The organism is Bradyrhizobium cenepequi (genome assembly GCF_020329485.1).
GTDB classification, from domain to species: domain Bacteria; phylum Pseudomonadota; class Alphaproteobacteria; order Rhizobiales; family Xanthobacteraceae; genus Bradyrhizobium; species Bradyrhizobium cenepequi.
On sequence record NZ_JAGKJI010000019.1, the window covers coordinates 34130 to 57425 of the forward strand.

At 62.0% G+C, this 23296-nt stretch carries 32 protein-coding genes; 18 read left to right on the forward strand and 14 right to left on the reverse strand.

Annotation, left to right across the window (positions count from 1 at the left end; all coding sequences use genetic code 11):
* Positions 1-13: 13 nt before the first annotated feature.
* The 8 genes from J6497_RS20445 to rpsU form a co-directional block, all read right to left on the reverse strand.
* A complete protein-coding gene (locus tag J6497_RS20445; protein ID WP_225706079.1) occupies positions 14-394 on the reverse strand; it encodes a hypothetical protein in 381 nt (126 codons plus the stop codon).
* A gap of 201 nt (positions 395-595) precedes the next feature.
* On the reverse strand, positions 596-952 hold the full coding sequence (locus J6497_RS20450; protein WP_225706080.1) for a type II toxin-antitoxin system VapC family toxin: 357 nt from the start codon (positions 950-952) through the stop codon (positions 596-598).
* 67 nt (positions 953-1019) lie between these two features.
* Positions 1020-1274, reverse strand: coding sequence for a type II toxin-antitoxin system prevent-host-death family antitoxin (locus J6497_RS20455; protein ID WP_225706081.1), 255 nt, complete (start codon positions 1272-1274; stop codon positions 1020-1022).
* A gap of 59 nt (positions 1275-1333) precedes the next feature.
* Entirely contained in the window at positions 1334-3574 is a 2241-nt protein-coding gene (locus J6497_RS20460) for a xanthine dehydrogenase family protein molybdopterin-binding subunit (RefSeq protein ID WP_225706082.1), read from the reverse strand.
* Entirely contained in the window at positions 3571-4587 is a 1017-nt protein-coding gene (locus J6497_RS20465; RefSeq protein WP_225706083.1) for an FAD binding domain-containing protein, read from the reverse strand. The genes J6497_RS20460 and J6497_RS20465 overlap by 4 nt, the downstream gene beginning before the upstream one ends.
* The gene (locus J6497_RS20470) at positions 4584-5099 is read right to left on the reverse strand and encodes a (2Fe-2S)-binding protein (protein WP_225706084.1); all 516 of its coding nucleotides are present in this window, start codon (positions 5097-5099) and stop codon (positions 4584-4586) included. The genes J6497_RS20465 and J6497_RS20470 overlap by 4 nt, the downstream gene beginning before the upstream one ends.
* A gap of 352 nt (positions 5100-5451) precedes the next feature.
* The gene (locus J6497_RS20475; RefSeq protein WP_225706085.1) at positions 5452-5688 is read right to left on the reverse strand and encodes a hypothetical protein; all 237 of its coding nucleotides are present in this window, start codon (positions 5686-5688) and stop codon (positions 5452-5454) included.
* Positions 5689-5929: 241 nt separating this feature from the next.
* Positions 5930-6304, reverse strand: a complete 375-nt coding sequence (gene rpsU / locus J6497_RS42030; protein WP_225706086.1) for a 30S ribosomal protein S21 — start codon at positions 6302-6304, stop codon at positions 5930-5932.
* A 513-nt stretch (positions 6305-6817) separates the two neighbouring features.
* On the opposite strand from rpsU, the gene J6497_RS20485 reads away from it, so the two are divergent.
* The 5 genes from J6497_RS20485 to J6497_RS20505 all read left to right on the forward strand — a co-directional run bounded on the left by J6497_RS20485 (position 6818) and on the right by J6497_RS20505 (position 8709).
* Positions 6818-7027, forward strand: coding sequence for a cold-shock protein (locus tag J6497_RS20485; RefSeq protein WP_225706087.1), 210 nt, complete (start codon positions 6818-6820; stop codon positions 7025-7027).
* Positions 7028-7126: 99 nt separating this feature from the next.
* Positions 7127-7369 (forward strand): transcriptional regulator, encoded by a 243-nt coding sequence (locus J6497_RS20490; protein WP_225706088.1) that lies wholly within the window; start codon positions 7127-7129, stop codon positions 7367-7369.
* Between the two features lie 387 nt (positions 7370-7756).
* Positions 7757-7927, forward strand: a complete 171-nt coding sequence (locus tag J6497_RS20495) for a hypothetical protein (RefSeq protein WP_225706089.1) — start codon at positions 7757-7759, stop codon at positions 7925-7927.
* A gap of 122 nt (positions 7928-8049) precedes the next feature.
* Positions 8050-8247, forward strand: coding sequence for a TenA/THI-4 family protein (locus J6497_RS20500; protein ID WP_225706090.1), 198 nt, complete (start codon positions 8050-8052; stop codon positions 8245-8247).
* 90 nt (positions 8248-8337) lie between these two features.
* Positions 8338-8709: a hypothetical protein gene (locus tag J6497_RS20505; protein WP_225706091.1), complete on the forward strand. Its 372-nt coding sequence runs from the start codon at positions 8338-8340 to the stop codon at positions 8707-8709.
* Positions 8710-8953: 244 nt separating this feature from the next.
* On the opposite strand, the gene J6497_RS20510 is transcribed toward J6497_RS20505, so the two are convergent.
* Both J6497_RS20510 and J6497_RS20515 read right to left on the reverse strand, forming a co-directional pair.
* Positions 8954-10696: an outer membrane beta-barrel protein gene (locus J6497_RS20510; protein ID WP_225706092.1), complete on the reverse strand. Its 1743-nt coding sequence runs from the start codon at positions 10694-10696 to the stop codon at positions 8954-8956.
* A 272-nt stretch (positions 10697-10968) separates the two neighbouring features.
* Positions 10969-11655 (reverse strand): CPBP family intramembrane glutamic endopeptidase, encoded by a 687-nt coding sequence (locus J6497_RS20515; protein ID WP_225706093.1) that lies wholly within the window; start codon positions 11653-11655, stop codon positions 10969-10971.
* Between the two features lie 296 nt (positions 11656-11951).
* Here J6497_RS20515 and J6497_RS20520 point away from each other — a divergent pair, with 296 nt between their 5' ends.
* Entirely contained in the window at positions 11952-12938 is a 987-nt protein-coding gene (locus J6497_RS20520) for an alpha/beta hydrolase (RefSeq protein ID WP_225706094.1), read from the forward strand.
* A 297-nt stretch (positions 12939-13235) separates the two neighbouring features.
* On the opposite strand, the gene J6497_RS20525 is transcribed toward J6497_RS20520, so the two are convergent.
* On the reverse strand, positions 13236-13433 hold the full coding sequence (locus tag J6497_RS20525; RefSeq protein WP_225706095.1) for a hypothetical protein: 198 nt from the start codon (positions 13431-13433) through the stop codon (positions 13236-13238).
* Between the two features lie 378 nt (positions 13434-13811).
* Between J6497_RS20525 and J6497_RS20530 the strand changes: the two genes are divergently transcribed.
* Positions 13812-15119 carry an MFS transporter gene (locus J6497_RS20530; protein WP_225706096.1) on the forward strand — a complete coding sequence of 436 codons (1308 nt, stop codon included), beginning with the start codon at positions 13812-13814 and terminating at the stop codon, positions 15117-15119.
* 111 nt (positions 15120-15230) lie between these two features.
* On the opposite strand, the gene queD is transcribed toward J6497_RS20530, so the two are convergent.
* On the reverse strand, positions 15231-15587 hold the full coding sequence (queD, locus tag J6497_RS20535) for a 6-carboxytetrahydropterin synthase QueD (RefSeq protein WP_225706097.1): 357 nt from the start codon (positions 15585-15587) through the stop codon (positions 15231-15233).
* Between the two features lie 265 nt (positions 15588-15852).
* Here queD and J6497_RS20540 point away from each other — a divergent pair, with 265 nt between their 5' ends.
* The 5 genes from J6497_RS20540 to J6497_RS20560 all read left to right on the forward strand — a co-directional run bounded on the left by J6497_RS20540 (position 15853) and on the right by J6497_RS20560 (position 18177).
* Positions 15853-16185, forward strand: a complete 333-nt coding sequence (locus tag J6497_RS20540) for a hypothetical protein (protein ID WP_225706098.1) — start codon at positions 15853-15855, stop codon at positions 16183-16185.
* 256 nt (positions 16186-16441) lie between these two features.
* On the forward strand, positions 16442-16912 hold the full coding sequence (locus tag J6497_RS20545) for a methyltransferase family protein (protein ID WP_225706099.1): 471 nt from the start codon (positions 16442-16444) through the stop codon (positions 16910-16912).
* A gap of 140 nt (positions 16913-17052) precedes the next feature.
* Entirely contained in the window at positions 17053-17337 is a 285-nt protein-coding gene (locus J6497_RS20550; RefSeq protein ID WP_225706100.1) for a GYD domain-containing protein, read from the forward strand.
* A gap of 47 nt (positions 17338-17384) precedes the next feature.
* Positions 17385-17846: an NAD(P)H-binding protein gene (locus tag J6497_RS42035; RefSeq protein WP_225706175.1), complete on the forward strand. Its 462-nt coding sequence runs from the start codon at positions 17385-17387 to the stop codon at positions 17844-17846.
* Complete coding sequence (locus J6497_RS20560) at positions 17770-18177, forward strand: PaaI family thioesterase (RefSeq protein ID WP_225706101.1); 408 nt, start codon at positions 17770-17772, stop codon at positions 18175-18177. The genes J6497_RS42035 and J6497_RS20560 overlap by 77 nt, the downstream gene beginning before the upstream one ends.
* Positions 18178-18396: 219 nt before the next feature.
* On the opposite strand, the gene J6497_RS20565 is transcribed toward J6497_RS20560, so the two are convergent.
* Positions 18397-19392: a LysR family transcriptional regulator gene (locus J6497_RS20565; protein WP_225706102.1), complete on the reverse strand. Its 996-nt coding sequence runs from the start codon at positions 19390-19392 to the stop codon at positions 18397-18399.
* Between the two features lie 104 nt (positions 19393-19496).
* On the opposite strand from J6497_RS20565, the gene J6497_RS20570 reads away from it, so the two are divergent.
* From J6497_RS20570 to J6497_RS20600, 6 genes are all read left to right on the forward strand, one after another.
* Positions 19497-19958, forward strand: a complete 462-nt coding sequence (locus J6497_RS20570) for a RidA family protein (protein ID WP_225706103.1) — start codon at positions 19497-19499, stop codon at positions 19956-19958.
* A gap of 590 nt (positions 19959-20548) precedes the next feature.
* Positions 20549-20755 carry a YgaP family membrane protein gene (locus tag J6497_RS20580; RefSeq protein ID WP_225706104.1) on the forward strand — a complete coding sequence of 69 codons (207 nt, stop codon included), beginning with the start codon at positions 20549-20551 and terminating at the stop codon, positions 20753-20755.
* 5 nt (positions 20756-20760) lie between these two features.
* On the forward strand, positions 20761-21306 hold the full coding sequence (locus J6497_RS20585) for an RNA polymerase sigma factor (protein ID WP_225706105.1): 546 nt from the start codon (positions 20761-20763) through the stop codon (positions 21304-21306).
* Positions 21303-21566 carry a hypothetical protein gene (locus J6497_RS20590; protein ID WP_225706106.1) on the forward strand — a complete coding sequence of 88 codons (264 nt, stop codon included), beginning with the start codon at positions 21303-21305 and terminating at the stop codon, positions 21564-21566. Before J6497_RS20585 ends, J6497_RS20590 begins: the two co-directional genes overlap by 4 nt.
* Before the next feature lie 27 nt (positions 21567-21593).
* Positions 21594-22115 (forward strand): methyltransferase family protein, encoded by a 522-nt coding sequence (locus tag J6497_RS20595; RefSeq protein WP_225706107.1) that lies wholly within the window; start codon positions 21594-21596, stop codon positions 22113-22115.
* A gap of 198 nt (positions 22116-22313) precedes the next feature.
* Entirely contained in the window at positions 22314-22472 is a 159-nt protein-coding gene (locus J6497_RS20600; protein ID WP_225706108.1) for a hypothetical protein, read from the forward strand.
* 49 nt (positions 22473-22521) lie between these two features.
* On the opposite strand, the gene J6497_RS20605 is transcribed toward J6497_RS20600, so the two are convergent.
* Positions 22522-23292 (reverse strand): hypothetical protein, encoded by a 771-nt coding sequence (locus tag J6497_RS20605; RefSeq protein WP_225706109.1) that lies wholly within the window; start codon positions 23290-23292, stop codon positions 22522-22524.
* Between the last annotated feature and the right edge of the window lie 4 nt (positions 23293-23296).

Below are 23296 nucleotides of genomic sequence, written 5' to 3' on the forward strand. Positions count from 1 at the left end.
GATTGCGGCCGGACTACTGTGGCAGCTTCGGGATCTTGTTGGCAAAGCCGTTGTAGCAGGTCAGCCGCTCGTCCTCTTCCTTCACGAACCGGCATTCCTTCATCGCCTTGGCCGCGGCCGGCTTCGGCTTGGGCTGCGGCGCGAAGATCTCGTCATAGCAGTTGAGCCGCTCCTTGGTGCCGTCATCGATCTCCTGGCATGCCTGCAGCTTCTGCGCGGCCGATTGCGGCTTGGCCTTCTCGCCCTGCTTCGCCGGCGGCTTCTTCGTGCCGACCTGCATCAGTGGCTTGTCGCCGACCATGGGCGGGTTGGCAGGGTCCGCGAGTGGGGTCGTACCTTGAGCGAGCGCGGCGGCCGGATACAGAAGTGCCAGCGCGAGGATGATCTTTCTCATGTGAGGTGCCTTCGTTCTGGCGCTCGCAAGGAGTGCGCCCAGCCAAATCCTGAATGAAGAATGTCGATTTAGCTGATCTCTCGGCGTGGCGGCAACCCTGTCGAGACACCGACCGGAGAAGCGGCTATCTGTTTTCCCAAAGGATTCAACCCGCGTGGGATCGCGGTCTGGCATCGGAGATGGCGGAATCCGGGGCTATTTCTATGCCTTTCGACCCGGCTTGCGGCTGAAGGGATCGAGCACAGCAGCCCCCGTAGACTTGAAATCCGAGGCGTTGCGCGTCACAACTGTGAGCCCGTATTCCAGCGCCGTCGCCGCAATCATGAGGTCGGCGCTGTCGTTACCTACCGCGGCGCTCAGCGCGCCCCAACGCCGGGCCGTGGGCAGGTCAAACGGCACGATCCTTTCGCCGTACAGCGTCAGCACGCGATCAAGCCAGGCCGCCACCGCGCCCGCAAGATCCGGGTTGGTCTCACGCTGTCGGGCAATGCCGCGTTCGATCTCCCCGATACTGATGACGCTGAGAACAGATCGGCCGTCCGCTGCCGCTCGAACCATGCCACGACCATGGGATCGCGCTCCCGCTTGCGCAGCTCTGAGAGTGTTACGGTGTCGATCAGAAACATCAGAGGTCGAGATCGCGCACCCGAACGTCACGGCGCTCAAACTCCACGTCATCCTGCGGCATGGTCAGCAGGACTTCCGCAAATGACGGTGCGCTGGCGCGTTCGAGGCGCCGGAGCCGCTCGTACTCCTCAACATCGACGACGACCGTGGGCATGCCGTGCTTGGTGACAGTTTGTGGCGCACGCCGCGCTGCGTCCACAACCTCACTGAAGCGGTTTTTGGCGTCCTGCACCGACCAATTTCGGCGGGTCATTCTGCAAACTTTCTGGCTAGATTTTCTAGCTAGAAAATAGGGGGCGCAGGTTGACGCCGTCAAGCCGCCTGGCGCCGCGTCAGCACCTTGTCGAGGGTGATCGGCAGATCGCGCACCCGCACGCCGGTCGCGTGATAGACGGCGTTGGCGACTGCCGCCGCAACACCGACGATCCCGATCTCGCCGAGCCCCTTCATCCCGAGGGGGTTAATCAAGGTATCCGGCTCGTCGACGAAGATCACCTCGATGTCATGGATGTCGGCGTTCACAGGCACATGGTACTCGGCGATATCGTGGTTGACGATCCGGCCGAGACCGTGGTCGTAGATAGTCTCCTCATGCAGCGCCATGCCGATGCCGCCGACGATGGCGCCCATCACCTGGCTGCGTCCCGTCTTCGGGTTCAGCACGCGGCCCGCCGCGACCGCGCTGACGACGCGCGTGACCCTGATGACGCCGAGCTCTTCATCGACCTTCACCTCGGCGAACACGGCCGAGTGCGTGTTCCGAGCGTGCGCGTTGTCCTGGGCGAATTCGTTGGTCTTTTCCCTCTCGATCCGCTCCACAGCGCCATGTCGCATCATGTCGGAGATCGAAACCCCGCGCTCGGCCTGCGTCCGGCTGACAAGCTTGCCGTCAGAAAGGGCGACGTCTTCCTCGACCGCGTCGGCGAGCGGCGACGTCTTCATCAGCTTTGCCAGGCGCAACAGCTCCTTGCGAACCTCGCTCGCGGTGGCGATCACGGCGTGGCAGGCGGAGGCCGCCATCCATGATCCGCCCTCGACCGGCGCTCTCGGCAGCGTGGAATCGGCAAGGCGGATCGTGATGTTCTCGATCGGAAGCCCGAGGCTGTCGGCTGCGACCTGCGCCATGATCGTATAGGTGCCGGTGCCGATATCCGAGGCAGCGCAGGAGACTTCCGCATGTCCGTTGGCGGTCATCACGATCCGCACGGCGACCGGCATCTGCAGCGCTTCCCATACGCCTGAGGCCATGCCCCAGCCCACGAGAGTCTTGCCGTCGCGCATCGAGCGCGGCTCGGGCTGGCGCTTGTCCCAGCCAAAGGCCGCGGCGCCCTCGCGATAGCATTCGCGCAGGCGCTTGCTGGTGTAGGGCAGGTTCTCGTTCTGGTCGCGGTCCGAATAACAGCGCAGCCGCAATTCCACCGGATCCATCTTCAGCGCGACCGCGAGCTCGTCCATCGCGCTTTCCAGCGCATAGACGCCGGTCGCAGCACCCGGCGCACGCATGTCGCAGGAGGTGGGCACGTCAAGCTGCGCGACGCGGTGTTCATATCGGGCATTCGGCGAGGCGTAGAGCAGGGCTGACCAGCCAGTATCGTTGCGCGAGAATTCCTCGAACTGCGAGGTGATGCCGATCGCTTCATGCGTGATCGCATCGAGCGTGCCATTGCGCTGCGCGCCAAGCGCGAGCCGCTCGATGGTGGCCGGACGATAGCCCAGCCCATACATCTGCTGCCGCGTCAGCACCAGCCGCACCGAACGCTGAAGCTTCAGCGCGCCCATTACGGCGAGCACCACCTGATATTGCGGCCGCAAGCCGGCGCCGAACGCGCCGCCGACATAGGGCGAGATCACGCGGATCTCGTCCGGCTTCTTCTCGAACACGCTGCACAGGAAGCCCTGCACGTTCTGCACGCCCTGGGTCTTGTCATAGACCGTCAGCGGGCCCCCGGCTTCCCACATCGCCGTGCTGGCAAACAATTCCATCGGGTTGTGATGCTCAGTCGGGATGAAATAGTCGGCCTCGTGCCGCACTTCGGCCGCTGCGAATGCCTTGGCAACGTCGCCGCGTGGTTTGTCGGGCTTCGCGACGACGATGGCGTTGTCGCGCTTGCGATGCACATCGGTGACGAATGGCTGCTTCTCATAGTCGACGCGGACGAGCGATGCCGCATAGCGCGCAATCTCCCATTCTTCCGCCAGCACCAGCGCGATCGGCTGCTGGTTGAATTTGACCGCGTCGTCGTAGAGGGGGCGGAATGGGGAACCTTCTTCCGGGGCGACGTCGTCCTTCCACGCTTCATCGCTGTCGGCGACCCGCGGCCTGTTCTCGTGGGTGATGACATCGAGCACACCCGGCACGCGCAGCGCCTCGCTGGCGTCGATCCGCACGATGCGGCCCCTGGCAATGGTCGCTTCCACCACCGCACCATAGGCGAGGCCGCCTGAATTGAAATCGCCGGCATATTTGGCGGCGCCGGTGACCTTGGCGCGGCCGTCAACGCGCGAGGTGGCGGTGCCGGTATAGGTTTTCGCGGTGTTGTTGAGCGTGCTCATTGGATCGTCTTGTTCGATTGTGATTGCGGCGTGCCGTGCGCGGCCTGCGACAGCGTGCGGATGATCGCCCGTCGGGCGAGATCGACCTTGAAGCCGTTATGCGCCTGGGGCCTCGCGTCGCGAAGCAGGAGGTCGGCCGCGCGGGCAAAGCTGGCTTCCTCGGCGGGCCGTCCGCGCAGCGCACCCTCGGCCGCGACATCGCGCCACGGCTTGTGGGCGACACCACCGAGCGCGAGCCGCGCCTCCTGGATCGTACCGTCCTTGAGCTCGAGTGCGGCCGCGACCGACACCAGCGCGAAGGCGTAGGACATCCGGTCGCGGATCTTCAGGTAGGAGTGGTTGGCTGCGAAGCCTTTGGCCGGCACTTCGATCGCCGTGATGATCTCGTCCGGCCCGAGATTGGTGTCGACATGCGGGGTGTCGCCGGGCAGGCGGTGGAAATCCGCGAACGGAATGACGCGCGCGCCGGTCGGGCCCGTCACGTGCACGGTGGCATCGAGTGCGGCGAGCGCCACGCACATGTCGGACGGATGCGTCGCAATGCAGGATGCGCTTGCTCCGAGGATGGCGTGGCCGCGGCTGACGCCGTTGAGCGCCGAGCAGCCCGAACCCGGCTGCCGCTTGTTGCAGGGCGTTGCCGTGTCATAGAAGTAGGCGCATCGCGTCCGCTGCAAGAGATTGCCGCCGGTAGAAGCCATGTTGCGCAATTGCTGCGAGGCGCCGGCCATAATCGCGCTGGCCAGCAGCGGATAGCGCTTTTCGATCAGCGGATGCCAGGCGAGGTCGGCGTTCGGCACAAGCGCGCCGATCCGCAAGCCTCCTGAAGCGGTCTCTTCGACCGAGGTCAGCGGCAAGCGGGAGATGTCGATCAGCGTCGTCGGCCGCTCGACATTGTCCTTCATGAGATCGAGCAGGTTGGTGCCGCCGGCAATGAACTTTGCGCCGCCATTGGCGGCGATCAGCCGCACCGCGTCGGTAACGTCGTTCGCTTTTGTATATTGGAACGGGATCATGGCCTGGTCCCCATCGCCTGCTGGACCGCTGCGACGATATTGGGATAGGCACCGCAACGGCAGATGTTGCCGCTCATAGCTTCCCTGATCTCGTCGGCGCTCTTGGCGCGTCCCTCGGCGATCAGCCCGACGCCGGAGCAAATCTGACCGGGCGTGCAATAGCCGCACTGGAAGGCATCATGATCGATGAACGCCTGCTGCAGCGGATCCAGCGCGCCGTCGGTAGCCAGTCCCTCGACGGTGGTGACGTGCGCGCCGTCCCGCATCACCGCAAGCGTCAGGCATGAATTGATGCGGCGGCCGTCGACCAGCACGGTGCATGCCCCGCATTGGCCGTGGTCGCATCCCTTCTTGGTGCCGGTGAGATCGAGATGATCCCTGAGCGTATCCAGAAGCGAGACCCAAGGCAGGACCGACAAGCGCCTCTCGATTCCGTTGACGATCAGTGTCACCGATATCTTTTGCGGCAGCGGGTGAGGGCTGGCGCCCGATTGCACGGCTCCATCTTGCATCGTCAGCGACTCCGTGTTGCAGGTGGCTGCCATCCGCCAGGGATCACAGCGGAGAATACCGGCCGTTTAGATTGGTTCCAAAGTCAGTGGCAGCATGTCGAAGCGGCTGTTCCACTTCTTTCAAAACTGCACGTCGAATTTCGAGAGTGCATTGACGCCGCGCGACATGAAGACGCGGGGAAATCCCGCTGCCACTCCGCTTTGCGTCGTCGCAGTCGTGAGCTTGCTATGAATGTATTCCGTGAAGTCGCCGACTTCGTCCCGACGTCGCGTTCGGTGTCCTCGCCGCGGCGGGACAACGCCGGGCGACGTTATGCATGGCCCGCTGTCCCCGTTCGCTCAGCCAAGGTCTCTATTGCGGCGGTTTCAGTTCGCCACCGAACCAGCCTAATACTTCGGAACGGATCGGATCTGCGGCAGCCTGCGCTTCATGGACGAGCCCGCATTTGCGGCATCTCAAGGTCCAGTGCTCGAAACCAGGTCTTCCCTGTACGACATGCAGCACCTCCATTCGGGCTTGGCACATTGGACACCGGGGCTGCACGGTTTCGCGCGGCGAAAGCTTGTTGGTGAGTTGCGCGTCGGGCATACGGCGCACTCCCTGTTTGCGGCGGGAGCACAACACTCTCAGTCACCGATGGACGCCGAGGATTGAACGGTGATGACTGCAGTATACACCCGGACAAGCCCAACGTATGTCAAAAAGTGTACGCCGCCCGAAGTCTCCCTCGCACTGCCACTGAGGTATCTCTGCGGCGCCTATTTGATGCCGCCGCGGTTGCTGACCGCGCTCGCGGGCTTACATCGCCCCGGCAGCCAGCATCGCAGCTTCACGGCTTTTCGGCCTTTGCGGAAGATGGTTCCTGCATCATGCTTCGGTCGTGTGCTTGCACGAACGCCTGGGTGGGAGTCGGCTCGTTCTGTCTTGTTCCGGCGATGCTATTGGGACGCAGTGCTGTCCCGCGCTTGTTGCCGTCGCTTGGCTTTTTGACGGGAGCAGCGATCAGTCCGTCTCGAATAGCCTGCTTGCGTGCCTGCTTGCGCATCCGTCGTATGGCTTCTGTTTTCTCTCGCGCAGTCTTGTCTGACGGCTTTTCGTAGAAGCGGCGCCGGCGCATCTCCTTGAAAACACCTTCGCGCTGCATCCTGCGCTTCAGAATTCGAAGTGCCTGGTCGACGTTGTTGTCTCGGACGAATACCTGCATACGCTTTTCTCCCAAGCATTATCGGCGCGAACCATTGAAGCCTCTCCAATGGAGGCTTCAGAGATCTCGGAGTACGGAAGTTCAGTCGAAAGCGATCCCGGCGGCGAACAGAAATGGGACGCAATTCCGAGCCGCCGCAATCTTCCTGTTCGGATGGAGCGCACGGTCTCTCGGCCATCGGCGGCGAAGCCGATACGATTGTTTCCAAGATGGTGTTTATGCGTGGAAATAGCCAGCCCTTTTTTCAAAGACTTGGATTGAGCAGTTTGTGCTCCGTCTGCATTTGCAGCCAGCGACACCGCATCAACCGAGAAGACATTCTTCTCGTGGCGCCCTTCCCGTGGCGCCGATTTTGCCTGCCGCGCTTGTAATTCAATACCAACTCCTGTACGCTACACAGGTTCGATTAGCCGCCGTGCCTTTCTGGATGTGCCCGCGGGCTCTTTCCCAAAGACATCGCCCAGTTGAATGGATCGCGTGACGGTCGCGCGAATATGCTTTGGAGAGGAAAGAATGCCGACAGGTACTGTGAAGTGGTTCAATGGTCAGAAGGGATTTGGCTTTATCCAACCTAACGATGGCGGGAACGACGTGTTCGTTCACATCAGCGCCGTTGAACGGGCCGGTCTTTCTGGCCTTGCCGAAGGCCAGAAGGTGGCCTTTGAGATCAAGACCGACAAAATGCGGGGCAAGGTAAGCGCGGAGAATCTGTCGCTGGCCTAAACCGTTCGCGCCATTTCACGGATGTACTGAAATGGCTGTATTGCCCGCTCGATCCTGGGATTGAGCGGGCTTTGCGTCGTTGCGGATTGGGAAGACAGGATGGCCGACAGGAAACCCGCTGAAGCGTCCCCGCAAAGCATAGCGCGCGCTAACAGGCAACGTCTCGCGTCGGAAGAAGGCGCGCGAGCGATGGCGGACATCCAGCAGCAGGCCATTGCAGTGCGTAAGAACATGGAACGTCTTCGCGCCCTGAGAGAGGCCAGGGAAGCCGAGGAAGCGACAGCTCAAGCGGCTCGTCCGGACATCCCCAACAAGAAGCGCAAGAAGACGCTCGCGAGGTAGCGCGCACGTTCGGCTCCAGCTTCGATCCGGCATTCGTAAGGAGCCGATGACCAGGCGACAGGTCGAACCGAGCTCGAGCACATCGCCCGCGCAAGACTTGCCCGCGGTGTGCTCGAAGACGGCGTGGTCGGGCTGGTGATGCTTTAGGCTTCGCCGCCTGAACGGCTGGTTCCCGATTTTCCGGGAGTGGCCGTCTATCGTCGGTGTCGTGCGCGTGATATAGTCATTAGAGCCTGGCGCAGAAAACAACTTCCAAAGACAACAAGAGACAACAATGCGTTGCAGCATGTCGGTGGTCTCGGGCCGCTGGTGAAGCGATCGTAATGGGGCCTTTGTCCAGCCTTCAGCCACAAAGGGACGGCCATGCGCTTGGCGAAGGAAAGTGCATTGCGAGCGCGTGCACGCAAGCTTGGATACGCGATCCATAAGTCGCGTTCACGTTCGATCGACGAGGACAACCTCGGCAAATATGCGCTCGTGAAGGAAGACAGCAATTACGTGGTGCTTGGCGAGCGTTTCGACGCTTCGCTTGAGGATATCGCCAAATACCTGGATTGACACCTGATCGATGCCAACCAACGGGCTTGTTGCTGGCGTGGGACTGCAGCTTGCGACGCCCTGATGCAAGGGTCGGGATGACGTTAGTGCAATTCTGCGGAACGCAGCGAGGGACACTGATCATGGCGCAGCTCGACGACTTCAGATTGATCCGTGAGATCGTCGCGGCCGGCCGTCCCCGGCAGGTGATCGAACAGCTTGATCAGACCAGGTATCAGCGCCTCGTCGAGTTGGGCTGGCTGAAGTCATTTTATCATGAGCTCGGCCACGTGTCCTATCGGGTGACCGAGCGAGGGCGGGCCGCTGCCGCGCGCTCCTGAAGGCAAGCGTCCGCAAACGGGCGAGGGGCAATCAAGACCAGGAAGCCGCCAGCCGACACGGAGGCTTTGTGCTCCGACAGGAAACGAGACATGGTCGATTTCAAGAAGCTGGAAGAACTCGCGAGGATCGGCCGCGACTTCATCAGTCTGCAGTTCAGGCTCACGCCAGGCGACGTAACGCAGTCTATCGATCGTCTCTGGGTTCTTGGTTATTGCTTCGGAGTTCTTGATGCTGTCGGGCAGCGCGCGCAGCTCCAGGAATCGATCGAGAGACTGGCGCTCATTGCCGTCGGCTTCTTCCTCCTGATGTCCGACGACGCCAAAGGCGCCAGCATGATGCGACAGGCGCTCAACGCGCAGGACGACCCGCGTTTTGTGGACGGCTCGTTGCGCGGAGGAAACGATATGCTCGCATGGCTTGCCGATACGACAAAAGTGCCGAATGGATTAGCGGCCGCCTGAGCCACTCTCATCGCTTGCTGGCGCGGAAAGTGCGCCCCCCTAAAGCGAAAGGGCCGCTGATTTCTCAGCGGCCCTTGCCGGCTAATAAAATCGCTTCGGAATGAAATTGGCCCCGGCGAAGCAACGTTAGCGGTATATTGGTCCCATTTGGATTCCGGGGAATCACGGTGGCCCTGCTGTGAGCACCTCCCGTCAGAGTGCTCCCCACTGTGAGCACCTCCGGCCCCGCGGCGATCTCAAAGCCTCACGGCTTTGCGGCCAACCCCGCCATATCGAACCGATATGATGTCTGCACGAACACGCCGTAGCGTTCCGTATTGCCCTTCAAGGGATTGTACGAAACCTCGGTGTCGGCGGGGTCGCAGCCCACGCAACGGAAGCGTCCGTTGTCCGTCCAGATCGCCCAGTAGCGGCCGCCGATGCCGACGCTCAAATTGGGGGTGACGAAGTAGGATAGCAGGAGTTCCGCTTGTACCCCTTGTCCACCCTGTGACGACTGCAGGAAGAATGTACCCGGACGCAGCCAATGATCGTCGCGTCCGTCGAAGCTCACGTACGGCAAATAGGCGATATCGGCGCCGATCTTGATGCGATCCGTCAACATCGCTTCGCCGGCATAGCCGACGCGCAAGGACTGCCAGGTTGCAGCTTGGCTGATGACCAGGGTCGAGGGGCCGACGGCCGGTGCGCAGATGCCGGACGCCAGGTTCGCGGTCTGGGCGCAGGCGTAGGCGTTAAGTTCCTCGCGGAAGTAGTTGTAGCCAACGAAGACGCCGGCTTTGTAATCGGGTCCGCGCAGGACATCGAAGCCGATATCCGCGGTCCCATAGCGGATCGGGCCTTTCACCGGGTTCGACAAAGTGTTGGTGTAGCCGACAAAGGGGGCGCCAGGGTCGTCGTGTATACCCCAGTCTTCATCATGCATGTTGCCGCTGGTGATCGAGCCGGCACCGACAAACCCCTTGATGAAAACGTTCGCTGGCGTGTCGAGGCGGCCGAACACTTCACCGGAATGGCCGGTCATGTCGCCATAGGTCAGCCGCGATTCCGCGATGTCAGGCACGAAGAAATTGTCCCATTGATATCGGCCGGAGCTGAACGAGTAGCGCGCGCCAACCTCGACGCTCCAGCCTGCGGGCTCCGCCGGCCACGCTTTCAAGGGAGCGGCTTTCACCGGATAGGTGGGTGAGACGCTTGGCCACACAGCCCGCGGATCGCTGCCCCATTTGTAGTTCAGGCCGGCTTTCAGCACATGCGCGTCCTGGCGGATATTCGATGTCGCACGAGCGACCACGTCGGTGACGTCTCCCGTCACCGGATCGATCACATTGCTCTGCGGCGTCGTGACGTTGCGATCGCCGAAATGCAGATAGTCGTATTCGAACTTCACCGACCATGCCGGCGTGATGGCGTGCTCCACGCCGGTGCCAACGGTCCATCCCCACGCGAAATAGCCGGTGTTGGTTGCATCCTGCGTAAGCGCACCGAAAAAGTTATTGGCGCCAAACATGGCAACACGGTTGTGGCTCCACGCGAGACCGCTCTTGCCGTAGATCAGCGTGTGGCCGTTGTCGCCGATCATCCGCCCGAAGCGTCCGGCCAGCGTGCCCATGGTCTGCGTCTTGGCCTGGCAGTTGGAACCAACGAAGTCGGCGTGGAATTGCAGACAGGTATTGCTTCCGTCGGACTCGACGAAGCTTCCGTCGATCTCCACACCTGCCAGCCAGCTTGGCGCAACCGTGAAATTGTAGCCGATCTGGCCGCCAAGCACGTACCCGGGCACACCGACATTATCGCCGTAGACCGAACGGCCGAATGGATCGCCCGCCTTGAAATTGCTCCACATCGCGCCCGTGTGCACGCCAACATAGAGGCCGTCCCACGTCCAGGCCGGTTGGCTTTTCTCGTAGACACGGCCCAAGTCCGCGGCGCTGGCCGCGCTCGTCAGTGTCAGGAACACAGCGCCACCGAGAAGAAATCTGCTCATAGCTCCCCCAGTTCCACGGCGAAGGTTTGGCTTCTAGGACGGCCCGCATTCTCTCACCAGGATCGTATCGCGAATACGACGGACGAGACGCCGCGGCATTGATTTCGACATCGGAACGCGGTTCCATCAGCCTGTCGGTTCGGCTGCCAACCAAGCTTCCGCCGCGACTCAAACAATCCATCCATTATGCAGAACGCATTCGGCGCGGTCATCCGTTGTACCGCATTGCCGCTGGTTGCACGGTATCGGTCATTTCGGTCGCAAGCTCCACGCTACAGGCTGCGATCCCGTGACTTACGAACGTGTGCTGCGGCGCGGAGCAGCCCGATGGCATCGGTTGCGGCGTGGGCAACGATATTGGCGAGGAGGTCCTGCCGCCAGATGAAGAACAACGTCAGCACTGCGCCGCTGACGACGAACGCAACGACGGGCCCCCAACCCCACAGGCGCAGATGCATCAGCGCGAACAGCACGACTGTAACGAAGCCGGCAACAGTGTAACTGCCCGTCAGCTCTGCGATGCGCTCCAGGGCGTAGCCGCGAAACAGCGTCTCTTCGGCGACGCCTGCCGTGATCGCAGCGAAGATGAGGAACCACGCAGGCAAGCGGGACAACCTTGCCAACCCGGTTTCAAATCCGCCGAGGTGCAGCCACGCCAGCGCATGGACCTCGACCGGAAGGAGTACCCACACGAAGAAGAGGGTGAGGGCCACGCCCCAGGCGAACGACGCCAGCCCAAAGCCGTGCCAGCCGATCGAAGCAAGGGGCCGCGCCTCCCAGAGCAGGACGACGGCGATCGTACCGCCGACCATGGCGAGCAAGCAGAGTTGGTCGGCCACACGGGTGCTCAGCGCCTCCTCATCCCCGAGCAGCCGATGCGCCGGGCTGGCAAGCAGCGCCGGTCCCCCCAGCGCGAGCGCAAGGCCTGCGAGAGTGGGGACAACGCCCGGCTCGATCATGAATTGCTAGCCTTCGTGCTTGTGCGTGCGGCATTTAAAGCGCGATGAGATGAGGATGAATCATCATCCTGCTTTAGGTTATTGTTTGAGCATGATCTTTGCCTGATCTGCAGCTTCGCGTTCCAAGATTACTGCTCCTGGAACACGCGCGACATGGAACCATGGCCTGTGTCTTGGCTTTGGCTGCCCTTTTGTCGCCGCCATCATGATCCAGGAAACTTGGGGGGACGGCCTTGCGAGGCGATTTCTGAAGGTCCTGCGTGATCGTCCGACATTTGCGGCAACAAGAAGTGATGATGTCCCGCCGCGCCCTGCTGGGCGGGCTTGCAGCCTCGGCGTCTGCACTCGCGCTCGGCGGATGCGCGAGCCTGGGCGCAACCGGCGCGCGCTACGACGCATCCTCGCTGTCGGTCGATCCTACACTGCTGGTCGCAACGACACGCAAGCGCGTGAACGGTGGACTCGCGAAGCCTTGGTTCGGGCCGGAGCGGGCTTCTACGATGACCGTCGCGCGCGCGAAGCTGGTGCCGCCGGACGAGAGCCGTTTCTCTCTCGCGGCAGCCGGGCTCGGCGACTGGCGCATTGATCAGGTCGAGCCGGTTTCGGGAGGCGTCAGCGATCTTCTCGGGCAGGCCGGCGGGGGGTCAGATGTCCTGATCTATGTGCACGGCTTCAAGCAGACGTTCCAGACGGCGGCGCTCGATGCGGCCCACCTTTCCGATGGCATCAAATTCCGTGGCCAGACGATGGTGTTCTCTTGGCCGTCAAAGGCGGGATTGTTCGACTACGCCTATGACCGCGACAGCGCGATGTGGTCCCGCGATGATTTCGAGCGCGTGCTTCAGGCCGTCGTGACACCCCCGGGCGCCAGCCGCGTCCACATCGTCGCGCACAGCATGGGAACGATGCTGGCGCTCGAAAGCCTGCGTCAGCTCCATGACCGATATGGTGACAGCGTTGACGGCAGGATCGGCGCCGTGGTGTTCGCTTCGCCCGATATCGACATGGATGTGTTCTCCTCGGCAATCAACCGCATCGGGCCGCTCGCCCGCAAGATCACCGTGATCACCTCAACGAACGACCGTGCGCTCGCACTCTCAGGGCAGATAGCCGGCGGGATGACACGGGTGGGAGCGGCCGAGAAGGCCGTCATCGAGAAGCTCGGCGTGCGCGTGATCGATGCGTCCGACTCGGGCTGGGGCATCATCAACCACGATCTTTTCCTGTCGAATGCTGACGTGCGGAAGGTGATCCGCCGCTCGATCGACACCTCGGCAGCATGACGTCGGCTTTACGATGAAGAGGTCTGCAGTCGGGATGCCGCGTCGGTAGGGGTAGCGCGCTCGCGCGCCCCCGACCCTCGGAATCGAAATTCGGTACTCTGTCGAACCTGCGGGCGAAGGCGGTCGTTTTCGGACCTGATCTTCGAGAAGAACTCGCCACGTACAGTGATGGTCATTATAGCCATCACATGCTCGACTTCGCGGGCACAGTATGGAGCATTTCGGCGCCGGGATCCGACGTGGGACAGCCAGGTGTTCGTGGCCGTCAAGCCAACGGGAGACATCTTCGCCGCCGGTTCACACCGGCGAGCCCCTCCAGTCCAACCGGCAGGTCGAAACTCGGCCGGCCAGGCTTTGCACAGCCAGCCTTTCTTCGTTCAAGCGCCTTTCGACAAACCCGCGCTCGAGGTCCGAGAGATTGGTCTCGAGCAGCCGCCGATATCGCCTGATGTTGTTGTTGTGGGCGCGCAGACGGGCGACTTTCTCGTCGGTCATTGAGCATCCCTATGTCAGCTTCCGCATTTCGGCGTGAACGCTTGACGGTTCACAAAATTACGCCGCCGAGCTCGAAATACAGCGTCCCGGCGGCGTTTGTCTCGACTGGTGCCCTGAAATCCCAGCGTCGGTATCTTAACAAGGGCCATCCACGTCGCGTGTGATCTGGTTCACAAAGCTGAACTTTCACTGCGCCAGCCTTGCACGGTATGGAAAAGGGCTGCCGGTTCAAGCCCGGCGGGCTTTCACCATGGCTCTCGTGCGATAGCCCGCCGGAAATGCCCTGGAATCGGCGCGCAACTTCTTTCGTCCGTCTGCCTTGTCAACACATTGTGGATTCAATGACTCTGGTTTCTGATGATGTCTGGATCGCTCCGGATGCCGAAGACCTTGCGCCCAATCGTGTCGTTGCTGCTAGGGCTTGCGTTGCTGCTGGCGGGCAATGGCTTGCAGTTCACGTTGCTGCCGTTGCGCGGCAGCGCGGAAGGTTTTGGCGAACTTGCGCTCGGCATCATCAGTTCGGCCTATTACGTCGGCTTCGTCAGCGGTTGTCTGCTCGCGCCTCATCTGATCCTGCGCGCGGGACACATTCGCGCCTTCACAGCGATGGTGGCGGTGGCGGCTGCCGTGGCGCTCGCCTACGCGCTCGCGCCGACGGTCGCGGCCTGGGTCGCGTTCCGAGGCGTAACCGGCCTTTGCCTCGCTGGCCTTTACCTGGTGGTCGAGAGCTGGCTCAACGATCGCGCCTCCAACGAGACGCGCGGGTTCGTGCTGTCGGCCTACGTGGTTGTCAACTATGGCGCCATCACACTTGGTCAGGCTCTGGTGGGGCTCTATCCGATCGCCGAAGCGGGGAACTTCATGGTGGCCGCCATGCTCTCCTCGCTCGCCATCGTTCCGGTGGCGCTGACACGCGCGACGCAACCGGCACCGATCACTATCGTCAGCTTTCGCGTCGGGCAGCTCTATCGCGCGGCGCCGGTCGCGCTGGTTGCAAGTTTCATGATTGGCGCCGCTAACGGGGCATTCTGGGGACTAGCGCCGCTGGCGGCCGCCGGTAGCGGCCTCGGCATCGATCAGGCGGCGCTGTTTATGAGTACGGCTGTGCTGGCAGGAGCGATCGTCCAGTGGCCGGTAGGCCGCCTGTCCGACCGCGTCGATCGCCGCCAGGTGCTGCTCGTTCTCCTGATCGGTGCCGCCACTGCGGGCGTCGCTTCATGGCTGATCTCCGCATCCGGAACAATGCTGCTGCTATTCGGCGTTCTCTTCGGGGCGCTTGCGCTGCCCGGTTATGCGCTTGCCGCTGCCCATGCCTATGACAAGACTCCGGCAAGCGACATCGTGGCGATCGCCGCCACGATCCTGCTCGCCAACGGCCTCGGTTCAGTGGTCGGACCGCCCATTGCTGCCATCTTCATGTCGGCGGAAGGACCGCGCGCGTTATTCCTGTTTACGGCGATCACCCAGGCACTGCTTGCGGCCTACGTCTTCTACCGCACTCTTGTGCAGGCCCCGCCCGCTTTGCCACGAAAGACCGAGTTCGATCTTGCCCCGACTGCACTCGTGGGTACGGTGGTCACGCACGATGCACTGGACCCGGACGATCCCTCCATCGTTATCCCGGAGTCCTCCGCGCACGCGCGGATGCAAACCGATGCCAGGTCGACTCCACCGTCGAAGTGCTGACCGTGGGCTTGCTGATTGCCGCAGCAAGCAGGCGTCACTCTCATGGTGTTCCCATGGGGTTGGGACAGAAGCCCTCGGGCGAGTTTGCATGGGCGCCGGCCGCGCTGGTCGTCAGCGACCGTCATATTCCGCCCAGCAGTCCGCCGTTTCATAGACCCGAACGGCCGAGATTCGCGGGAGGTCCGGCTTCAATCGATTCCATATCCAAATGGCAATATTCTCGGCGGTCGGGTTCTCGAGCCCGTCGACGTCGTTCAGGCATCTGTGATCCAGCGCGCCCATGATGTCGGCGAAGCATTTCTCAACATCGAAGAAGTCCACGACGAAGCCCGTGCGCGGGTCCACCGGTCCGTCCAACCGCACCTCGACCCGGTAGGAATGACCATGCAGCCGGCTGCATCGGTGCGTCTCGGGTACGTTTGGCAGCCGATGTGCCGCCTCGAATTTGAATGCCTGCGATATCTTCATCTGGTTCCTGACAGGGCGCGGCCCATCCGCGATCTCGGGGCTGGCTAGTCTATCGACAGATGCTGCGTTGTTCTGACCGGCGCCGAAAAATGGCGCGCCACGGCCGATGAAGATGGGCACTACTGCGGCATAATATGCCGTAGCCGGGCATACGGTTCAATCGCCGAAACAGCGCTTGGCTTCGATTTGGCGTGACGCGTGATCGCTGCAAGGCTTCTGTCAGTCTCGGCTTCCATAACCAATGCGTCGGAGGCGTTTTGACTCGATGCTTCTGGTATGCAGCGATCTGACGACCGATCGGTTCTGCCTGGCTGAAGCGAAGATGCGTAATCGACGCAAACAAACCCCTGCCGTCGTTCTCAAGACCAAGCTCAACTCTGCAGACGATCCCGCCCTCGTCGCCAGCATAGTGGACTTGAGTGATTGGGTACCGACGTGGTGGATCGGCTGCCAAGGATTGCTCGCGGATGACGGCGGCCACTTCATGACTGACCGTCGCGAAAAGCGGCAAAGAGTCCTTCATCCTGGTCACAAGGCGCTCAACTTGATCCGGATTGTCGATCATGAAGTGACAAGCTTTCCCAAGCGAATCGGCTGACGAATAGTGCCACTATAGCGGCGGTGGGAAACAGTAGGTTGGCATGGACTTTGCGGTAAAATCGCTCGGTGATCATCGCAGAATGGCGCGCCACGGCAGATGAAGATGGGCACTATTGTTTCGCCGTGGCGCTATGATGCTTCGGCCCGCCATGCGCTCCAACCGGCATATCCCGGGCTGCCTGCGATTTTGTGCTACGCTTGCAAATAGTCTTCAGTAGGCCACATCAAGGGAGTGCAGTTTCATCGGTCCCGTCATGGCTGATACGGCAGATACCGCTAACGTCATTGTCCGGCCGCCGATCGCATGGGCGCTCGCGGTACTTGCCGGGCTCGCGCTCAATTACCTCATGCCCTTGCCGTTCTTGCCGGCCAAGCTACCTGCAGGCTGGCTCGGCGCAACAGTGTTTGCGCTTGCGCTGGCGCTAGTCGCGTGGGCGATCTCTACCATGACCCGGGCCGGCTCGAACGTGCCCACCAACCTGCCGACCACGACCATCGTGGATGCTGGCCCCTACCGCTTCACGCGCAATCCCATCTATCTCGGCATGGTGCTGGGGCTCATCGGCCTGGCCATTGCCTTCAACAGCCTCTGGCTGTTGATGACGCTGGTGCCCTTCGTGCTAGTCATCCGCTACGGTGTGATCACCCGCGAGGAAGCCTATCTCGAGCGCAAGTTCGGGGACGTCTATCGCCGCTACTGCGCACGGGTACGACGCTGGCTGTAGGGCTTGCCGGCCAGGATACGGGACTGGGGAGCCCGTGCCTCGCCGTTCCGCTACGCAGAAACGCATGGGCATGGGTCCCTGGAAGGCGTATAATCGTGTGGTCCTTCGCGCATCATGATCAACATCACGTGGAGGTAGCCATGAAATATGTGCTGCTTGGTAATCTGAGCCCGGAGTGGGCAAGCAAGCAATCGGAGCGGATCGGCAAGGCCAAGGCAAAGCTCGACAAGCTGGGCATCAAGATCGAGTCGATCCACTACACGCAGGGCTACTACGATTTCGTCGACATCGTCGATGCCCCGAATCCAGGGGCGATGCTCGCGTTCTCCGTCTGGTACTCAACCCAGGGTTTGGGGCGGGTCCAAAGCATGCCGGCCTTTGACGCCAAGGGCTTCGAAGCCGCGATCAAGGACGCAGCGGGCTAAGCGCCGGGGGTCGATGAGCGAGGTTGGAAAGAGTCGCGTCCTGGTTGTTGGAGGCACGGGGCGCCGGGCTCCTGATCGTCCGCCTGCTGCATGAACGAGGCTATAGAGTCCGCGTGCTGTCGCGTGATCCTGCCAAAGCTTTGACAGAGCTGGGCATCGCGTTTGAGGTGGTCGCCGGAGATCTGACGAAAGCGGACACGCTTCCTCCCGCGTTACGAAACGTGGAGCACATCATTTTCACGGCCGGCGCGCCCAGTGGACGATATGCTCCGGAGAGCCTGGTCAAGGCGACGGACTACGAAGGGCGTCATCGACACGCTCGCCGCCCCGCGATCACTTTCCCACTCACAGATTGTTGCCGATCGCACTACCGCCGTGAGCCATTGCCTAAAATCGATCCCTTGATAGGCTCCTCGTTATTAGGCAGGCGAGGTGATCGACGTGAGCGACGCGGCAACAGATATGCCACCCGGCGCCCAGTTGCTGGGACGCCAGTGGCTGGGCTTTGATGATGCGGGTGAAACAGCCTTGATCCGATACCAGGCTCAGCCGTCATTCACCAACAGACATGGGACGGTCCAGGGCGGCTTTCTGGCGGCGATGTTGGACTCGGCGACCGGGATTTGCGCATTGGCGGCACTTTCTCCGAATTTAACGGTGGTAACCCGTAGCCTCGATACGCGCTTTCGGAAGCCCGCGAGCGTCGGGCCGATAACGGGTAGGGCAAGAATTGTCGTGCGCACAGATCGCGAAATGATTGTCGAGGCCGCGCTTGTCGATGCACAAGATGTTACGGTTGCCGATGCAACTGCGCGGCTACGAGTGCTCCAGAGAAAATAGAGTGTGCTCGAAAAGCTTCTTCCGCGTGGGCTTGGACTTCCGTGATGATTCCCGGTGCCCCCAGGGGCAGACCTCTTCCACGCTGGTCGGCATGCCCCACTGGTTCCTGACAGGGCGCGGCCCATCCGCGATCTCGGGGCTGGCTAGTCTATTGACCAGATGCTGCGTTGTTCTGACCGGCGTCAAAGAATTGCGCGCCACGGTCGATGAAGATGGGGACTACGGCTTTGCCGTGGCACTATGATGCCGCGGCGGGTTACGGTCTGCAGGCGCCAAATCTGCGCCTGCCTGCGATTTCGCACGGCGCCCCGTTTGGCTGACCACGATGCCCGACGGCAGCATGCAAGACAGCAGGTTGCGGGCCGCCGGACTCAGATGGCCGTTCCGCCGGTGGATGACGCAGACCGGCACGCGTGAGCGCAGCGTCGGAACGTCGATCTTGTGCAGCGTCTTCAGGCGCAGTTCCTCCTGGATGCCGCTCTCGGCGAGCAACGCGATGCCGAAGCCGGCCTCGACCAGCCGCTTCTGCGCTGTCAGGCTGTCGATCGGGATGATCTCGGGGCTCTCCAAACCGGCGGCGAGGAGCCGTCGCTCCAGGAACTGAACGAAGGATTCGCGCGAGCGGCGCGTCGGAAACGCCACCCATCGCTCGCCGCAGAGCTCGCTGGCACGATGGCGACAGCCGTCGGCAAGCCGGTGGTCGCGGCTGCACACGACAACCAGCGCCTCGCTTGCAACCGGTCGTGCGACGAGATCGCTGCCACGGTCGTCGAGATAGCGCAGGCCGAGCGTGGCGTCCCCGCGTCGCACCAACTCCGAGACCTGCTGGCTGGTCGCAGTTTGCAGGTCGAGGCGAACTTTTGGATAGCGGCGCTGGAATTTTCGCAGTGCGCGTATCAGCGACGAATTGGCGAGCGTGCCGACCAGGGCGAGCGAAACCGTACCCAGGTCCCCGTGTGTCAGCGCGCGCACCGCCTCGGCGCCGTCGCGGGCCGCGGCGAGGACGGCCTCAGCATGAGGGAGCAAGGCAACGCCCGCGTCCGTGAGCGCCGCCCCGCCACGCAGCCGTTCGAACAGCGGGACCCCGAACTCCTGCTCCAAGAGTTCGATGCGCCGGCTGATGGCCGGCTGCGAACGGTGCAGCTTGCCGCCGGCGCGGCTGAAGCTGTGCTCTCGCGCGATCGTCACAAAGGTGCGGACCGCATCAATGTCCATGCGAGCCTCCATCCGTTTTTCCGATGTTCTGGTTCGAAACTATGCATTGGACAAATGCTGGGCGCCAGCCCAGATGGGCGGGACGTCGAACGACAGGTGACAGTATGGCCGACATCACGCGACGTGACATCGTCGCGATCTGCGGCGGCGCGATTGCCGGCGACCACGCCGGCCGGATACCGACAGGAGAGCGCATGACCATCGAACGATACGGAATTACCGAGGCGACCGCAGACATTCCCATTATCAGCCTCGTGACGGTTCACGATGACGTCGTGCATTTGTGTGGGATCACGGCCGATCCAGGCTCGCCGCGCGACATCAAGGAGCAGACCCGGCAGGTACTCGAGCGCATAGACCGGTTGCTGGGCCGAGCTGGAACCAGCAAGTCCAACCTCATCAGCGCGACGGTATGGCTCACCGACATGGCACATTTCGCCGACCACAATGCGGTGTGGAATGCCTGGGTCGACCCCAAGAATCCGCCGGTCCGCGCCTGTCTGCAGTCGCCTCAATTGTGGCGGCCCGGACTCCTGGTCGAGATCATGGCGACGGCAGCGAAGTAGGACGCGATGCGCGACTATCGGCAACGATATCGCGCAAAATCGTAAAGTGGCGCGCCGCGGCCGATGAAGATGGGCACTATAGCTTCGCCGTGGCGCTATGACACAACGTTCAATTTTGCTCGACTGCTGCCCGGGGCGTTCGAGAGCCGCCGATTCTGCTATGATGATCACCCGGATTTTGGATGGGGCCACCGCCTGCTTCCATTAAACGCGCTGACCGGACATGGCTGAATTAGCCTTGCGACAGGACGGGAAGGAGGTGCCGTGCCAAAAACGATCGCGGTATTGGGTTCTGCCTTCTTCGGTCCAGATCGAGATGCTGATCGTGCGATGCAAGCAGGACAAGCCACATTGGGGCGCGCCGAAGATACGCGAGTGGCTGGCCCGGCTTTATCCGGATGTCCACACCCCGGCGACCCGATGCCGGCGTTCCTCAGCGACCCAGGCCCGCGCCCGACGCCCACGCCAGCCTGCTGAAGCTGCCACCCCCCTCAAATTATTTTTTGTGCCGCGACCCCGGCGCCGGGTTTGCGCCCTCTTGTCTGGGTGAATGCGCCATAGCGGCGCGTCACGAACCGGAGCACAGAACCATGTGGTATAGGAAGAACGTTGGCGGGTGGGAGCGCGCGGCCAGGCTGATCGGCGGGGGCTTGATGCTCATCTGCGGCGTGGTTGCGCTGCACACTTCGCCGCTCGGGCTACTGCTCAGCGGCGCGGGTGTCGTGACGCTGGTCACCGGCGTGTTCGGCTATTGCCCTGCCTGCGCCATCGCCGGGCGCGAGCCACTGAAGGGGTGACCGCCTTGGCGCGCGTATCAGACGATCTCTTGCTCGCGGCACAGTCGGGCGACCGGCACGCGCTGACACAGCTTTTGGTGGGGCTGCAGCCGGACATTCGACGCTACGCCCGGCGCCTTTGCCACCGCACCTCGGTTATCGAAGATGTGGTGCAAGAAGCACTCATCGTCGTGTACCGGCGCGTGGGCACGATCCGCAGTCCAGCCGCACTCGCCGGCTGGCTGCTGACCGTCATCGCGCGCCTTTGCATGCTGCCGGCGCTGATGCTGATGCGCGGAGTCGAGGAACTCGCCAGCCTAGAAACGTCACGCGAGCTCGCAAAGGTCCCGCCGGACGAGTTGCGCATAGACTTGGTCAATGCAATCGAGTCGCTTTCGCCGTCCCATCGCGAAGTGCTGCTGCTGCGAGATCTCGAAGATCTGACGATTTGGGAAATCGCCGGGCGGCTCGGCGTGACGCGCGAAGCGGCCAAAAGCCGCCTGCGCCGCGCCCGCGCACTGGTGTGCGAATACCTGCTCGGCACGAAGGACAGCGGACGAGAGGGCACATGAATTACTTTCGTGGAGTCGGCATGTTCGGGAGCACCTTCCTGGGTGCACACCTGATGCGCGGCGCAGCTGCGGCGGCGCTACTCGCTTGGGCGATCGTCCACCAGACCGCGCACCCTTGGCTATCCTTGGGCGCGGGCGTTGCCGCCCTCGTCGCGCTACGCGGATGCCCGATGTGCTGGACAGTGGGCCTGGTCGAGACGCTTTCGCAAGGCCGTCGCGATTCAACCGCTGAACGCGCTGACCGGACATGGCTGCATTAACATTGCGACAGGACGTAAGGAGGTGCCGTGCAGAAAACGATCGCGGTATTGGGCTCTGCCCTCTTCTTTGCGGTTGCGCCCACCTCGGTGGCGGGGCTCGTTCCCTGGTGGATTACGCATTGGGAGTTTCGGCCGCCCTTCTTCGATCTCGACGCGACGCGCGCCGTCGGGATCCTGTTGATCGTCGCCGGTCTACCCGGGCTTGTCGACTCGTTTGCACGCTTTGCGCTGCAAGGATTGGGCACGCCGGCGCCGATCGCACCGACGCAGAACCTCGTGGTGACGGGTCTCTATCGCTATGTGCGCAATCCTATTTACGTTGCCCTTGTCGCCGTCACTCTGGGCCAAGCGGTCTTGTTCGGCGACCAGCGGCTCCTCTGGTATGCCGCGCTGCTCTGGCTCTTTTTCCACGTCTGGGTCTTGGTGTTCGAAGAACCAACGCTCAAGCAGACATTTGGCGCGCAGTACGAGGATTTCCGGGCCAACGTCCCGCGCTGGATTCCGCGGCTCACGCCCTGGCGAGCCGCGCGACGCCGGAATCATTCGTGACTCGGGCGCCACCGCGCGGGAAGGGCGTGGTAGCGTGCCCTGTCGTAAAATGGCGCGCTCGGAGAGCGCCTAACTAAACCAATAATGTGTTGATAATACACGATGTTTGAATGCGTAAGGCGATCGAGTGGTGATTTGAGGGGGAGGGGTGGATCTCCCTATCGCCCACGCTCGCGGCTCCGGCTAGACTGAGCAGCGATGACCCAGCGAGATGCAAAACTACAACACCAACGCCAAGGTGAAGCCGATCAGGCGGCGGAAGAACGCGACCCGCCGTATCTGGCGCAACTCCTGAAAGATCACCCCGACCTTACGAGGGAAAAAGCCCTCGAAATGATCAAGGCGTTCGGGGGGTAGAGGGCGCATCGATCCGGCAGCGCCCAGCCCATTGGGCGATTGAAGAGGGCTACGGAAGGTCGGCGTCAGCTAACGTTCGATCATAAAGCTGACGCTTCGTACGCAGTTTTCCGAGATCGGCCATGAAAGCGTCACGCAGTTTACCAACCCCCGTGGAGACCGCATCGATTTGCCCCGGTAAATCCTTCCCCGCCTGTAGCTCAGCCGCTTCTATTGTTGCCCTTACCTCGTCCGTGACTTCGTATTCAGGGTCAGCATCCAGATAAACCGATCCATTGTAGGCAGACATGCAGGTGCTTAAACGCCCAAGGATTTCGATAAGTCCTTGACGCGCAATCGCCATTTCCTCGCCGCCAGGATTTTTGTTCTGTCGTTGAACCAGTCGATCACGAACCCTCTCCACCTCCTGATTCATATTCCACACCCAGTGAGGCAGAGCAGCGTGATCATCTTGGCACTCATAGTGACCTCGACTCAAATCCGCTGAGAGCGTCTCAAGCACGTTCAGTTCCGATTCAACCGAGTTCTCCAGTAGCCTTTCACGCGCGGAGTGGACTTGCTGCAGTGCGACAGCGGTCTGCAGCGATGAAAGCCTCAGTTGCTTTAGGACTGGCTGCACGCTTAGCCATGCGACAACGATTGCGCCAAACATCGCGATCAATGTCTGATAACGGGAGAACCACCATTCGAGACAGCCAAACGGAGCATCTTTGAGTCGCGTACAGCCGTCGTTGAAAGTGGCGCCATAAGAAAATCCCAGAACAAGCGCCAATATGGCGGCTGCTACGATAAGCGCCGTCGTGTTTCGAGAATCAATCATGCAG